Source organism: Streptomyces sp. NPDC030143, from assembly GCF_055573695.1.
In genome coordinates this window covers 423199-437233 of record NZ_JBVIAY010000001.1, presented here as the reverse complement: position 1 = coordinate 437233, position 14035 = coordinate 423199, and the positions used below count along the sequence as shown (strand labels likewise).

The following is a 14035-nucleotide window of genomic DNA, read 5'->3' as shown; positions in this document are numbered from 1 at the left end:
CGCGCGACACTGACCCTTCGTCAGGCAACTGCGGCGAAGGGACACGTCCATGCGCGTCGGAGTACTGACCGGAGGCGGCGACTGCCCCGGGCTCAACGCCGTCATCCGGGCCATCGTCCGCAAGGGCGTGCAGGAGTACGGCCACGACTTCGTCGGCTTCCGGGACGGCTGGCGGGGGCCGCTCGCGGGGGACGCGGTGCGGCTCGACATCCCCGCGGTGCGCGGCATCCTGCCCCGCGGCGGCACCATCCTCGGCTCGTCGCGGACCAACCCCCTCAAGGAGCGGGACGGCATCCGCCGGATCAGGCAGACCCTGGCGAAGCGGCGGATCGACGCCCTCATCACCATCGGTGGCGAGGACACCCTCGGCGTCGCCGCCCGCCTCTTCGACGAGCACGGCGTCCCGTGCGTGGGCGTGCCGAAGACCATCGACAACGACCTGTCCGCCACCGACTACACTTTCGGCTTCGACACCGCGGTCGGCATCGCCACGGAGGCGATCGACCGCCTGCACACCACGGCCGAGTCCCACATGCGGGTCCTGGTCTGCGAGGTGATGGGCCGCCACGCCGGCTGGATCGCGCTGCACTCCGGCCTCGCGGGCGGCGCCAACGTCATCCTCGTCCCCGAGCAGCGCTTCGACGTGGAGCAGGTGTGCGCCTGGATCACCTCCCGCTTCAAGGCGTCGTACGCCCCGATCGTGGTCATCGCCGAAGGGGCCATGCCCAAGGACGGCCAAATGGTGCTCAAGGACGAGTCGCTGGACTCCTTCGGGCACGTCCGGCTGTCCGGTGTGGGCGAATGGCTGGCCAAGCAGATCGAGAAGCGCACGGGGAAGGAGGCCCGCACGACGGTCCTCGGACACATCCAGCGCGGCGGCACCCCGAGCGCCTTCGACCGCTGGCTCGCCACCCGCTTCGGCCTGCACGCCATCGACGCCGTCCACGAGAACGACTTCGGCACGATGGTCGCACTGCGCGGAACGGACATCGTCCGCGTACCGATCGCGGACGCCACGGCCCGCCTGAAGACGGTCGACCCGAAGCTGTACGAGGAGGCCGGCGTCTTCTTCGGCTAGGGGGTGTTTCGAAAGTCCCGCACAGCACCCACGGCGCCCGGGCACGCCCTCTCGCCGGGACCGCACAGGACTTTCGAAACACCCCCTGGGCCTGTCGTCCGGATCTGGTCGCAGGGACCCCGCGTCCGCGGCACGACCCGGACGACAGGTTGCGGCGACCGCCGAGCCGACTACGGAGCGGGCCGCCGTTCGGCGAACGTGCCGGTGTCGCGCACCGCGGCGACCAGCTCACGGACGACGGCGGTCCCGTTCAGCGTCAGTACCGACTCCGGGTGGAACTGCACCCCGGCGAACCCCCGTCCGCGCAGCGCGTGCACCTCGCCGCTCCCGCTGCGGCTCACCTCCACGGCGCGCGCGGCCAGTTCGGCGGCCGTCGCGTCGTCGCAGCGCGCCACGAAGCTGTTGTAGAAGCCGACGGTCTCCCTCCGCCCGAACAGGTCGATCTCCGTCTGCGCCCCCTGGTACGGGATCTCCTTGCGTACGATCTCCAGCCCCAGCTCGGCCGCGATCAGCTCGTGCCCGAGGCAGACGCCGAGCACGCCGTGCCGGTGTCCCCGGATCACCTCGGCGGTCAGGGACCGCAGGAAGCGCATCTTCGGGTCGGCCGTGTCCGAGGGGTCACCCGGGCCCGGTCCCAGTACCACCGGTCCCGCGTGCGCCGCCACGGTCTCCCGCAGCCCCGGCTCGTCGAACCGCCGCACGGTGACCGTCAGTCCCGACGAGCGCAGCATGTGCGCGAGCATCGCCGTGAACGTGTCCTCGCCGTCGACCACCAGGGCGTGGCCGCTCAGCTCCCGCGACCGCTCCTGCAACCGCAGCCAGAACGGCGCCAGTGAGGCCCGCCGCCCGTCCAGCGCCGCCCGCACCCGCGGATCGTCGGCGAGCCTCGGCCGTACGGACTCGTGCCGCGGCCGACCCGGGCGCACCCCCAGCGCGGCCAGCACGCCCGCCGCCTTCGCGTGGGTCTCCGCGACCTCGCCCGCCGGATCGGAGCCGCGCACCAGCGTCGCCCCGACCGGCACCCGCAGCCGCCCGTCCGCGTCGATGTCGGCGGTGCGGATGAGGATGGGGGAGTCGAGGGTCTGGGCGCCGCCCGAGTCCCTGCCGAGGAGTGCCAGCGCCCCGGCGTAGTAGCCGCGCCCGCCGACCTCGTGCCGCTCGATGACCCGGCACGCGTTCTGCACGGGGGAGCCGGTGACGGTCGCCGCGAAAAGGGTCTCCCTCAACACCTCCCGCACGTCCAGCGAGGACCGGCCGCGCAGCTCGTACTCGGTGTGCGCGAGGTGCGCCATCTCCTTCAGCCGGGGCCCGACCACCACCCCGCCCATGTCGCCGACCGTGCACATCATCTTGAGCTCCTCGTCGACGACCATCGACAGTTCCTCGGTCTCCTTGGTGTCGGCGAGGAAGTCCAGCAGGTGCTCCGGCGTCGGCCCCCCGACCGGATAGCGGTAGGTCCCGCTGATCGGGTTCATCACGACCGTCCCGCCGGACATCCGCACGTGCACCTCCGGGCTCGCGCCCACGAGGGTCCGCTCCCCGGTGTGGACGACGAACGTCCAGTACGCGCCGCGCTCGCCCTCCAGCAGCCGCCGGAACAGGGCGAGCGCGTCCGCCCGGGAGAAGCCGGCGATCTCCCCCCGGTACGTCCGCCGGATGACGAAGTTCGCGCCCTCGCCCCGCCCGATCTCCTCCCGCAGCACCCGTCCGACGATCTCGGCGTACTCCTCGTCACCGACGTCGAACCCGCCGCCGTCGACCCGCACGTCGTGGTCGGGGAGCTCGGCGAGGGCCCGGGCGAGGTCGATCTCGTGGGTCTCCTCGGGGGTGAGGACGGTCAGCGGTGTGCCGTCGTCGCGGACGTCGAAGCCGCGCTCGCGGATCTGGCGGAACGGGACGAGCGCGAGGCCCTCGCCGGGGAGGTCGGCGAGGCGGTCGCAGGTCGCGACCGGCCCCAGGAGCACTTCCACGGTCCGCTCGTCGCGGCCGGGCGTGCGACGGCGGAGCAGGGCGAAGGGGCGGGTGTCGTGCAGCAGATCGCGCAGATGCATGGGTCCGTGTCCTTCTCGACGAGTTGCGATGAGGAGGAACGACCCGGGCTCACGAACACCGAAGGCCGCCCCTCGGGCGGCCTTCGCGAAGTCTTGCGTACGCGCAGTCAGTGGGCCGCCGGATGAGCGGTCCACCACCAGTTCTGGATCTGGGTCGAAAGCGCGAACATGCGCCGAACCCTACCCCATCCGCCGTGCCGCATCCGGTGGACGCTCGCGCCGTCCGATGAGTGCTCGCTCTGATGTTCGGTGAATATGCTCGATCTTCGCCCTAGGATCACTCTGCGTTGCATGTTCCAGACCACACGCGAAGGGGTGGGTGTGTCACTCACACGCAGACTGAGGCCGTTGGCCTTCGTGGCGGCCGCGGCCGCTCTGTTCTCCGGCCTCACGGCACCGTCTGCGACGGCCGTCGACGAGCCGACCATGACGAAGCTGGCGCTCAGCGGCGACCGGTTCAAGATGACCGACACCAGCTATGTGGCCGCCACGAACAACCTCTACAACAACCACCTCACCCGCCACGCCGACCTGGCCGAGGTGCTCACCGCCGACCACACGACGAACTCGGCCGGGGCGACCGACCCCTGGATGAACCTGCGGTCCATGCGGGCCTGTGCGGGCGACGAGACCAAGGCCCTGCCCCCGGTGAACCGCAAGATCGCCTGGTGCTGGTCGGCGGCCCACGGCGACGACGACACGGGGCGCTGGTGGCCGCAGGGCATGAGCAGCACCGGCACCGCCGACGGGGGAGACGGCGCCATCGACGGCAAGCGTGCCCTGGCGGTCGCCTGGCACTACAAGACGTACGCGCGTGACGCCGCCGCGGACAAGACCGGCTGCCGCACGAACAACCTGCTCAGGGTGTCGTTCGTCGACCGGGACACCGCCAAGTACCGCCACGTGATGCTCGCGGAGCCCACCAGCACCTCCTCCACCGCCGCCAACTTCAAGTTCGTCACCGGCCACGCCGGCGGAATCGTCTGGTACTCCAACTACCTGTACGTCACCGACACGGCCGGCGGCATCCGCGTCTTCGACCTCCACAAGCTGGCCAAGGTCGACACCTACGGCTCCGGTGTCGGCACGTACGGCATCAGCGGCGGCAGGTCGAGCGCCTGCGGCTACCCCTATGTGCTGCCGCAGGTCCACTACTACAAGCAGGCCACCCCGCCGCCCTCCGGCGCGTGCAGCGACGACGCCCTCGACGGCGCCCCCGCCCCGGACTCCCTGTGCTACTCGTGGCTGTCGCTCGACAAGACCGGCGGCTCGCCGTACAAGCTGGTCACGGGTGAGTGGTTCGGCGGCGTCAACGGCGGACGGGTGGTGCGCTACCAGCTGAACCCGGCCGGCGCCGCGACCTATCCGGGCCTGCTGAACCTGTCCGGCGGCAAGACCGTCATCGAGGACGCCTACGCCGCGTCCCGGTACCGCGGCCTCCAGGGCGGCATGACCTGGACGGACGCCCAGGGCCTGCTGCACTTCGACTTCCACAAGGGCTGCGGCACCAAGCCCGCCGTCTTCTCCCACACCTGGGTCGGGGACACCAGGACCCCGACGGCGTGCACCGGCAACAACACGGCCACCGGGAACTGGGCGGTGGGCACTCCCCAGGCCCTGAGTTACTGGCCGAGGCTCGGCACGGAGCCGGTCGAGGAGCTGTGGGGGCTGACGGAGCACATCTGCCCGAGCAACGCGCTGAAGAGGGACTACCCGGAGGACTTCACGTCCATCGACCCGGCGACGGGCAACGGCGACGCCTGCCTGAACTACGCCGGCGACACCTCCCTGTCGCTGCGCACGGTCTTCGCCGTCGGGTTCGACGACCCCTCGGTGCAGAACCTGCACTGACCCGGCCGACGGGACCCGGGCCCCGGTCCGTCCGACCGGAGTCGACGGGTCCCGTCAGGCTCCCGGTCGATCGAGCGCGTCTCGTCTCACTTGATGGGCATGGGGGTGGACGCCCGACACGACCCCGTAATGTGGTGTGCGTGACCGTGAACGCTAAGACCAGCGCGAGCGCTGGCAACACCTGGCGAAGCCTGCCCGCGGCGCAGCAGCCCGAGTACCCCGACGCCGAGGCTCTGCGCGCAGTGATCGCGGACCTCGAGTCGTATCCGCCGCTCGTCTTCGCGGGCGAGTGCGACCAGCTGCGCGCCCGGATGGCGGCCGTCGCCAAGGGAGAGGCGTTCCTCCTCCAGGGCGGCGACTGCGCCGAGGCCTTCGACGCGGTGTCCGCGGACCACATCCGCAACAAGCTCAAGACCCTGCTCCAGATGGGCGCCGTGCTGACGTACGCCGCCTCCGTGCCCGTGGTGAAGGTCGGCCGGATCGCCGGCCAGTACTCCAAGCCGCGCTCCAAGCCGACCGAGACCCGCGACGGCCTGACGCTCCCGACCTACCGGGGCGACTCCGTCAACGGCTTCGACTTCACCGAAGAGGCCCGCGTCCCGGACCCCGACCGGCTGAAGCGGATGTACCACGCGTCCGCCTCGACGTTGAACCTGGTGCGCGCCTTCACCACCGGCGGCTACGCCGACCTGCGCCAGGTGCACGCCTGGAACCAGGACTTCGTGAAGTCGTCCCCGTCCGGCCAGCGCTACGAGCAGCTCGCCCGGGAGATCGACAACGCGCTGAACTTCATGCACGCCTGCGGGACCGACCCGGAGGAGTTCAAGACCGTCGAGTTCTACTCCTCGCACGAGGCGCTGCTGCTCGACTACGAGTCGGCGCTCACCCGCGTCGACTCGCGCACCGGCCAGCTGTACGACGTGTCCGCGCACATGGTGTGGGTCGGCGAGCGCACCCGGCAGCTGGACCACGCGCACATCGAGTTCGCCTCGAAGATCCGCAACCCGATCGGCATCAAGCTCGGTCCGACGACGACGGCCGAGGAGGCGCTGCAGTACATCGAGCGCCTCGACCCCGACCGCGAGCCGGGCCGGCTGACCTTCATCGTCCGCATGGGCGCCGACAAGGTCCGCGACAAGCTGCCCGAGCTGGTCGAGAAGGTCACCGCGTCGGGTGCGACCGTGGCCTGGGTGACCGACCCGATGCACGGCAACACCTTCGAGGCGGCCTCGGGTCACAAGACCCGCCGGTTCGACGACGTGCTGGACGAGGTCAAGGGCTTCTTCGAGGTCCACAAGGCCCTCGGCACCCACCCGGGCGGCATCCACGTCGAGCTCACCGGTGACGACGTCACCGAGTGCGTGGGCGGCGGCGACGAGATCTTCGTCGACGATCTGCACCAGCGCTACGAGACGGCCTGCGACCCGCGGCTGAACCGCAGCCAGTCCCTCGACCTGGCGTTCCTCGTCGCGGAGATGTACCGGGACCAGTGACGGTCGCGTCTGTCACCGGCGCATGAAGTGGGGCGCGGATCACATACGATCCGCGCCCCACTCCACTTTTGCGGCTCCCGTGACCCGGGTAAGGTTAGGTTAGCCTCACCGATCAAGCGGGACGGCGACAGTTATCAATCCCGGCGGGAGGTGGACCGCGTGTACGTCTGCAGCTGCTTCGGAGTGACCGAAGCGCAGGTCAAGCGGCACGTGGACGACGGCGCCTGTACGCCTCGCCAGATAGCCTCCGCCTGCAAGGCCGGCACGGACTGCGGTTCCTGCGTCCGCCGTATCCAGGCGATCCTGGGCCGGGGCGCGTGCCCGCGCCGCGAGCTCGCCGACCAGGGCAAGCCGGCCCTCACCGGACCGGACGAGTCCGAGCGGTTCGAAAAGCTCGGGGAAGCGGCCTGACGCGACGCCGCGTCGCTCAGCCCTCGGGCTGCTCGATCAGCTGGGCGATGTAGAGCGCCTCGCCGAGCTTCTCCAGCAGGTCCAGCTGGGTGTCGAGGTAGTCGATGTGGTGCTCCTCGTCCTCGAGGATCGACTCGAAGATGTTCGCGGACGTGATGTCGCCCTTCTCCCGCATCACCTTGATCCCGCGCTTGAGGCGGTCGATCGCCTCCACCTCGATCTGCCGGTCGGCCTCGAACATCTCCTTGACGGTCTGGCCCACGCGCACGTGGAACAGCCGCTGGTAGTTCGGCAGGCCGTCCAGGAACAGGATCCGGTCGGTGAGCACCTCCGCGTGCTTCATCTCGTCGAACGACTCGTGCCGCGTGTACTTCGCGAGCTTCGTCCAGCCGAAGTTCTCCTGCATCTTGGCGTGGAGGAAGTACTGGTTGATCGCGGTGAGCTCGCCGGTGAGCTGCTCGTTGAGGAATTCGATGACCTCGGGGTCGCCCTGCATCGCAGAGGCTCCTTCCACGTGGGGAATCGGGAGGTTGCCGCCGCATGATTTCACCAGGCGTCGAAGATCGTCCAGTAAGTGCGTACTTAGTAAGTTAGTCCATGCTTAGTGGGAGTTGCCCGTTTCAGGACATGCCTGGTCATGTGCACCGCCCCGGGTCTGTCAGGATGGAGTCATGGGTCAGCCGGTGGAGCGAGAAACAGGAGAACCAGCAGCGTCCGAGCTTCCGCCGGGGCAGCGACTGCAGCGGGGCTGGCCCGTCACGCACTACGGCCCGGTCCCCAGATTCCGGCCCGAACGCTGGGACTTCAGGGTATTCGGCGCCACCGCCGACGGCGACAAACATTGCTGGACCCACGAGGAATTCACCACTCTTCCCCACACCAGCGTCGTGGCCGATCTGCACTGCGTGACGAAGTTCAGCATGCTCGGAGCCGAGTGGGGCGGAATCCCGGCCCGCACGATCCTGGAGATCGCCCCGCCCGCGGATGATGTCACCCATGTGATGGTATGGGCGGAGTACGGCTTCAGCTCGAATCTCCGGCTGTCCGACTTCGCCTCCGAGCGCACGATCTTCGCCACCCACAAGGACGGCGAACTGCTCACGGCCGAGCACGGGTTCCCGCTCCGCCTGGTCGTCCCCCACCTGTACGCCTGGAAGGGCCCGAAGTGGGTTCGCGGCGTGGAGTACATGACCGCCGACCGCCGCGGCTTCTGGGAGGAGCGGGGCTACCACAACATCGGCGACCCGTGGCGGGAGCAGCGGTACTCCTACCAGGAGGAGCCGGGAGACGGCCCGGAGCTCTGACCTGCTCGGACCTTTGCGCGGAAGCAGCGCTCGGGGCACCTTCGGCCCGCGGGAACCCTGCTGAGGAACGGCTCGAGGCGGGTCTCCGACCTGCGGGATCTCGGCGGAAGCAGCGCCCGGGGCGTCTCTGGTCCGGGGCTCCGCCGGGTGAGCGCCCGGGGCGTCAGCCGTCGCGGAGCTTCTTCAGCCGCTCCACGTCCGCCGCGTGCCCCTCCCGGCCGCCGGGCGTCTCGATGACCAGCGGCACACCCGCGGTCGCCGGGTGGGTCATCAGCGCGCGGAACGGGTCCTCGCCGATGTGGCCGGCGCCGATGTTCGCGTGCCGGTCCTTGTGGGCGCCGGCCACGTCCTTGGAGTCGTTGGCGTGGATCAGCTTCAGCCGGCCCTCGCCGACCGTGTCCACCAGCAGGTCCAGGGTCCGGTGCATGCCGGACGGGCCCGTCAGGTCGTGGCCGGCGGCGAAGACGTGGCAGGTGTCGAGGCAGACGCCGAGCCTCGGATGGGCGTCCAGCGCCTCGAAGTACGGCCCGAAGTCCCAGGTCCGCGAGCACAGCGACGATCCCTGCCCGGCGGTCGACTCCAGCAGCAGATACGGGTCGTCGTCGTGGGTCAGCTCGTCCAGCAGCGGCAGCAGATGCTCCCGGACCTGCTTCAGGGCCACCGACCGCTCCCGGCCGCCCGTCGCGCTGCCGGTGTGCACGACGACGCCCAGCGCGCCGATCTCCCGCCCGCGCCGCAGCGAGTGCCGCAGCGACTCCACCGACCGCTCCACCGTCGCCTCGGTGTGCGAGCCGAAGTTGATCAGGTACGGCGCGTGCACGTACGCCGGCAGCGACCGCGCCGCGCACTCCTCCCGGAAGGCCTCGTCCTGCCGCGGGTTCCCGGCGGGGGTGGCCCAGCCGCGCGGGTTGGCGACGAAGACCTGGACCGTCTCCGCCCCGAGGTCGCGCGCGTAGGACAGGCCCACCGAGTGCAGGCCGCCGGCCACGGGGACGTGACCGCCGACGGGGTTGCGGGAGGGGAAGGGGTACCGGTGACTCACCCGTTCAGGGTGCCATGCCGCCCGGACCGCCCGGTCACCGGATGGTGATCGTGATCGTCGACCCCTTGGGCGCCTGCTCGCCGCCCTCCACGGACTGGCTCTCGACGGTGTCGCCGAACAGCCCGAGCAGTCCGCGGTCCTCCTCGACCTTGAAGCCGGCCTCCTCCAGCAGCTTCTTCGCGTCGTCGACGCTCGCGTCCACCACGCCCGGGACCTCGACCATCTCCGGGCCCTTGGACAGGGTCAGCGTCACCGTGTCGCCCTCGGCGGCCTGCTTGTCGGGGCCGGGCGACTGGGCGGCGACCTGCCCCTTGTCGAACTCGGAGGTGACCTGCCGGGCGGCGACCTTCACCTTCAGGCCGGCCTCCTGGAGCTCGGACCGGGCGTCGGCCAGGTCCGAGCCGGTGACGTCCGGCACCTCGACCGGCCTGCCCCGGCTGACGACCAGCGCGACCGCCGAGCCCGCCCGCCGCTCGGTGCCCGCCTCGGGGCTGCTGCGGATCACGGCGCCCTTCGCCACGTCGTCGCTGAACGCCTGCGTGACCAGGCCCGGCTCCAGCCCGTCCTCCTTCAGCTGCGCCTTGGCCTCGGCCAGCTTGGTGCCCTTCAGGTACGGCACCTTCACCGTCTCGGGGCCGTCGGAGACGACGAGGGTCACGGGGTCGTTCTTGCGGATGCGCGAGCCGGGCTCCGGGTCCGTGGAGACGACCGTGCCGCGCTGCACGGTGTCGCTGTACTCGTGCTTGATCGCACCCACCTCGAGCCCGGCCGCCTCCAGACGCTGCTCGGCCCGCGCCTGGGTCTGCGTGAGCACCGCCGGGACCTTGGTGAACTGGCCGGAGTTGATGTACCAGAAGCCGGCGCCGACGCCGAGCACCAGCAGGACGACGGCGACGATCGCGAGCAGCCCGCCGCGGGGCCGCCGCGCCGCGGAGCGGCTCCCGGACGGTGGCGGTGGCTCCGCCGCGAACCGGGAGGTCCGGTTCAGCGGGACCTGGCCGTCCGCCGCCTCGTCCTCGTTCACGGGCAGCGGCCGGGGCACGGTGAGCGAGCGCGGGATCACGCTCGTGCGGTCATCGGCGTTGTCGTGCGCCGCGGAGGTCGCCTGCGGCGGCAGCGCGTCCAACTCCTCCTCGTCGAGCCCGGCCCGCGCCCGGCGCAGCTCCGCGAGCAGCGCCACGGCGTCGTGCGGACGCAACGCCGGGGTGCGGGCGGTCGCCGACGCGACCAGCTCGTCCAGCTCGTACGGCAGCCCGGGCACGACCGCGGAGGGCGGCGGCACGTCCTCGTGGAGGTGCTTGTAGAGCACCACCGCGGGGGAGCCGCCCTCGTGCGGCTTGTCGCCGGTGAGCATCTCGTAGAGCATCACCCCGCAGGCGTACACGTCCACGCGCGCGTCGGCGGCGCCCTGCTGGTCGATCTGCTCCGGGGCCAGGTACGAGACGGTGCCCAGCACCGCCCCGGTGGTGTTGGTGACGGTGTCCACCGAGCGCACCAGCCCGAAGTCGGCGACCTTGACCCGTCCGTCGTCCCCTATCAGCACGTTCTCGGGCTTCATGTCCCGGTGCACGAAACCGGCACGGTGCGCGGCGCCGAGCGCGGCGAGCACCGGCTCCAGGATGTCCAGCGCGGCCCGCGGCTGCAGCGCCCCGCGCTCGCGCAGCACGTCCCGCAGGGTGCAGCCGGCCACGTACTCCATGGCGAGGTACACGTAGGACCCGTCGGTCCCCTGGTCGAAGACCTGCACCACGTTGGGATGGGCGAGGCGGGCGACGGACTTCGCCTCCCGGATGAAGCGCTCGACGAACGAGGCGTCGGCGGCGAGCGTCGGGTGCATCACCTTGAGCGCGAGGACGCGGTCCAGGCGGGTGTCCACGGCCCGGTAGACCGTGGCCATCCCGCCGACCGCGATCCGTGCCTCCACGCGATAACGCCCGTCGAGCACCTGCCCGACCAGAGGGTCCTGAAGGGTCGTGTCCACGCGGCGAGTCTACGAGCCGCCACCGACACCCCCACCGCGCACACCGGTATCGCAGCGCGACTGCAGCGGACCTGTGACGCGAAGCACGCCCACGACGGGGTGGTGCGGGGGTGGGAGGGCCGGCCGGGGTGGAGCGGCGGTCAGAACGCGGGGCGCTCCGGATCCAGCACCGCGCGGCCCTCCGCAGGAGACGACGCCTCGGCGAAGTACCTGCGCGGGATCCGGCCCGCCAGCCGCGCCCACCGCCCCGCCTCGACCCCGGCCCGCATGGCCAGCGCCATCCGCTCGGGATCCTGCGCCCGCGTCACCGCCGACGCCAGCATCACCCCCGCGCACCCCAGCTCCATCGCCAGCGCCACGTCCGACGCCGTACCGGCCCCCGCGTCGAGGATCACCGGCACGCGCGCGTGCTCGACGATCAGCTGGAAGTTGTGCGGGTTGCGGATCCCGAGTCCCGACCCGATCGGCGACCCCAACGGCATGATCGCCGCACAGCCCACGTCCTCCAGCCTGCGCGCCAGCACCGGGTCGTCGTTGGTGTACGGCAGCACCGTGAACCCGTCGTCGACCAGCGTCTCGGCGGCGTCGAGCAGCTCGACCGGGTCCGGCAGCAGCGTCCGTTCGTCGGCGATGACCTCCAGCTTGACCAGGTCGGTCCCCAGCGCCTCGCGCGCGAGCCGCGCCGTCAGCACCGCCTCCCCGGCCGTGAAGCAGCCCGCCGTGTTCGGCAGCACGCGGATGCCCAGCCGGTCCAGCACCGACAGCACCGACCCCCGCACCGAGGGGTCCACCCGCCGCATCGCGACGGTCGTCAGCTCGGTCCCGGAGGCGAGCAGCGCCCGCTCCAGCGTCTCCAGGCTGGGCGCACCGCCCGTACCCATGATCAGGCGGGACGAGTACGTCGTACCGCCGAGGACGAACGGGTCGTCGGCCATGGCTCAGCCTCCCTGGACGGCCGTGAGGACTTCCACGCGGTCACCCTCGGAGAGGGCCGTGGCGGACCACTGCGCGCGCGGGACGACGGTTTCGTTGAGCGCGGCGGCCACCCCGGAGGGCGCCGCGGTCAGGGACCGTACGACGGTGTCGAGCGGCGTACCGGCCGCGACCTCCCGTCGCTCACCGTTGACGGAGATGTTCATGCGGGCTGCTCCGAGAGTGCGGCGGCGGCGAAGCGCCGGGGCGTGAAGGGTCGGGCCTCGTCGGGGAGTTCACCGGTGGTCAGGACGTGCGCCAGCGCGTCGCCGGTCACCGGGGTCAGCAGCACACCGTTGCGGTAGTGCCCGGTCGCCAGCAGCAGCCCGGCCAGTCCGGTCGGCCCGAGCAGCGGCGCGTTGTCCGGGGACGCCGGGCGCAGTCCCGCGCGGGTCTCGGTCAGCGGCAGCTCGGTGATGCCGGGGACCAGCTCGTGCGCGTCGCGCAGCAGCTCGTAGACGCCTCCCGCCGTCACCGTCGTGTCCCAGCCCAGCTCCTCGCTCGTCGCGCCGACGACCAGTTCGCCGTTCTCCCGCGGCACCAGGTAGACCGAGCCGCCGCGCACCACGGCCCGCACCGTCCGGCTCAGGAACGGCGCGTACCGCTTCGGTACGGTCAGCCGCAGCACCTGGCCCTTGACCGGCCGCACCGGGGGCAGCACCTCGTCCGGCACGCCCGCGAGCCGCCCGCTGAGGCTGCCGCCCGCGAGCACCACCTGCCCGGCCGCAAGCGCCGTCCCCGCGCGCGTGAGGACTCCCGTGGCCCGGTCGGCCACCACCGACAGCCGCTCCGCCCACGTGCGGTGGAAGACCACGCCCGCCCGTTCGCACGCGGTCACCAGCGCCGCCGCCAGCCGCCGCGGGTCGATCTGGTGGTCACCGTCCACCCGCAGTCCGCCGCGCACCCCGGGCGCGAGCATCGGCTCCAGGCGCCGGCACTCCCGCCCGGACAGCCACTCCGACTCCAGTCCCGACTGCCGTTGCAGGGCGTGCAGTTCGCGCAGGTGGGCGCGGTCGTCGGAGTCCAGCGCGACGGCGAGCGTGCCGCAGCGGCGGTAGCCGAGGTCGTGGCCGCAGACGTCGGTCAGTTCGGCCGCGAAGTCCGGATAGCGGCGGGCCGAGGCGAGGTTCAGACCGAGCAGGGTCTGCTCGCCGTGGTGGAGTTCCGTGACGGCGGCCAGCATCCCCGCCGCCACCTGCGCGGCCCCGCCGCCCGGTTCGGGGTCCACCACGGCCGTGGCGAACCCGCGCTGCGCGGCCCGCCACGCCGTGACCAGGCCGATGATGCCGCCCCCGATGACGAGGACGTCTGACGTACGTGAGGACATGGGCGTCCAGCCCCTCCCTTCGCCGGCATGACCCGGATCAGGTTCGTACGGTCGGAGGCCGCCCCAGCCTCCCTCTCAGCCCGGTGCGTCCGGGCTCCCGCGAGTGCTCTACGTTGGCCACCCTAGCCCTTGGTTCCGCGCCTCTGTAAGGGAGCCACCCGTGCCCCGATCGCTGGACGGTCTCGTCCTCGCCCCCGTCGCCGACCAGGCCCCCGGTCAGGTCGGCACCCGCACCCGCTTCGCGTACCACGAGCTGGACGGCGTGGTCTGGGCCGACTACGCGGGCGGCGACGTCGTACGCGGGCATCTGGTGGGTACCCGGGAGGGCGACCGGCTCGACTTCCGGTACGTCCAGCTCGGGCGCGACGGCACGACGTCGTCCGGGCACTGCGTCTCGACGGTCGCGGAGCTGCCCGACGGCCGGGTCCGCCTGCACGAGACGTGGGAGTGGGAGTCGCACTCCGGCAGCGGGACCAGCGTTGTGGAGCAGGTCACGGAGCACGACGGCTGACTGACAATCCGTCA

14 protein-coding genes and 1 riboswitch are annotated in these 14035 nt (G+C 71.5%); of the genes, 6 read left to right on the top strand and 8 right to left on the bottom strand.

Annotated elements, in window-relative coordinates; genetic code table 11:
- Window positions 1-49: 49 nt before the first annotated feature.
- Window positions 50-1078 carry a 6-phosphofructokinase gene (locus ACZ4YY_RS01925; RefSeq protein WP_468282497.1) on the top strand — a complete coding sequence of 343 codons (1029 nt, stop codon included), beginning with the start codon at window positions 50-52 and terminating at the stop codon, window positions 1076-1078.
- Window positions 1079-1248: 170 nt separating this feature from the next.
- Here ACZ4YY_RS01925 and ACZ4YY_RS01920 read toward each other — a convergent pair whose 3' ends face one another.
- Together ACZ4YY_RS01920 and ACZ4YY_RS01915 are read right to left on the bottom strand one after the other, a co-directional pair.
- Window positions 1249-3129 carry an anthranilate synthase family protein gene (locus ACZ4YY_RS01920; RefSeq protein ID WP_468282494.1) on the bottom strand — a complete coding sequence of 627 codons (1881 nt, stop codon included), beginning with the start codon at window positions 3127-3129 and terminating at the stop codon, window positions 1249-1251.
- 107 nt (window positions 3130-3236) lie between these two features.
- A complete protein-coding gene (locus ACZ4YY_RS01915) occupies window positions 3237-3299 on the bottom strand; it encodes a trp operon leader peptide (protein ID WP_468283215.1) in 63 nt (20 codons plus the stop codon).
- Between the two features lie 187 nt (window positions 3300-3486).
- Here ACZ4YY_RS01915 and ACZ4YY_RS01910 point away from each other — a divergent pair, with 187 nt between their 5' ends.
- The 3 genes from ACZ4YY_RS01910 to ACZ4YY_RS01900 all read left to right on the top strand — a co-directional run bounded on the left by ACZ4YY_RS01910 (window position 3487) and on the right by ACZ4YY_RS01900 (window position 6884).
- Window positions 3487-4980, top strand: coding sequence for a hypothetical protein (locus tag ACZ4YY_RS01910; RefSeq protein ID WP_468283212.1), 1494 nt, complete (start codon window positions 3487-3489; stop codon window positions 4978-4980).
- 140 nt (window positions 4981-5120) lie between these two features.
- Complete coding sequence (locus ACZ4YY_RS01905) at window positions 5121-6473, top strand: class II 3-deoxy-7-phosphoheptulonate synthase (protein WP_468282491.1); 1353 nt, start codon at window positions 5121-5123, stop codon at window positions 6471-6473.
- A gap of 150 nt (window positions 6474-6623) precedes the next feature.
- Window positions 6624-6884: a (2Fe-2S)-binding protein gene (locus ACZ4YY_RS01900; protein ID WP_468282488.1), complete on the top strand. Its 261-nt coding sequence runs from the start codon at window positions 6624-6626 to the stop codon at window positions 6882-6884.
- 16 nt (window positions 6885-6900) lie between these two features.
- On the opposite strand, the gene bfr is transcribed toward ACZ4YY_RS01900, so the two are convergent.
- Window positions 6901-7380 (bottom strand): bacterioferritin, encoded by a 480-nt coding sequence (gene bfr, locus ACZ4YY_RS01895; protein ID WP_468282485.1) that lies wholly within the window; start codon window positions 7378-7380, stop codon window positions 6901-6903.
- Window positions 7381-7555: 175 nt separating this feature from the next.
- Here bfr and ACZ4YY_RS01890 point away from each other — a divergent pair, with 175 nt between their 5' ends.
- Window positions 7556-8188 carry a sulfite oxidase-like oxidoreductase gene (locus ACZ4YY_RS01890; RefSeq protein ID WP_468282482.1) on the top strand — a complete coding sequence of 211 codons (633 nt, stop codon included), beginning with the start codon at window positions 7556-7558 and terminating at the stop codon, window positions 8186-8188.
- A gap of 163 nt (window positions 8189-8351) precedes the next feature.
- Here ACZ4YY_RS01890 and ACZ4YY_RS01885 read toward each other — a convergent pair whose 3' ends face one another.
- The 5 genes from ACZ4YY_RS01885 to thiO form a co-directional block, all read right to left on the bottom strand.
- Window positions 8352-9230 carry a deoxyribonuclease IV gene (locus ACZ4YY_RS01885; protein WP_468282479.1) on the bottom strand — a complete coding sequence of 293 codons (879 nt, stop codon included), beginning with the start codon at window positions 9228-9230 and terminating at the stop codon, window positions 8352-8354.
- A gap of 34 nt (window positions 9231-9264) precedes the next feature.
- Window positions 9265-11211: a Stk1 family PASTA domain-containing Ser/Thr kinase gene (pknB, locus tag ACZ4YY_RS01880; protein WP_468282476.1), complete on the bottom strand. Its 1947-nt coding sequence runs from the start codon at window positions 11209-11211 to the stop codon at window positions 9265-9267.
- A gap of 140 nt (window positions 11212-11351) precedes the next feature.
- Window positions 11352-12146, bottom strand: coding sequence for a thiazole synthase (locus ACZ4YY_RS01875; RefSeq protein WP_468282473.1), 795 nt, complete (start codon window positions 12144-12146; stop codon window positions 11352-11354).
- A gap of 3 nt (window positions 12147-12149) precedes the next feature.
- Window positions 12150-12350: a sulfur carrier protein ThiS gene (gene thiS / locus ACZ4YY_RS01870; RefSeq protein ID WP_468282470.1), complete on the bottom strand. Its 201-nt coding sequence runs from the start codon at window positions 12348-12350 to the stop codon at window positions 12150-12152.
- Entirely contained in the window at window positions 12347-13510 is a 1164-nt protein-coding gene (gene thiO / locus ACZ4YY_RS01865) for a glycine oxidase ThiO (RefSeq protein ID WP_468282467.1), read from the bottom strand. Before thiO ends, thiS begins: the two co-directional genes overlap by 4 nt.
- Window positions 13508-13621, bottom strand: a riboswitch (TPP riboswitch). Its footprint overlaps the gene before it by 3 nt.
- A 49-nt stretch (window positions 13622-13670) precedes the next feature.
- Here thiO and ACZ4YY_RS01860 point away from each other — a divergent pair.
- Window positions 13671-14021 (top strand): avidin-fold protein, encoded by a 351-nt coding sequence (locus tag ACZ4YY_RS01860; RefSeq protein ID WP_468282464.1) that lies wholly within the window; start codon window positions 13671-13673, stop codon window positions 14019-14021.
- The last annotated feature ends 14 nt before the right edge of the window (window positions 14022-14035 follow it).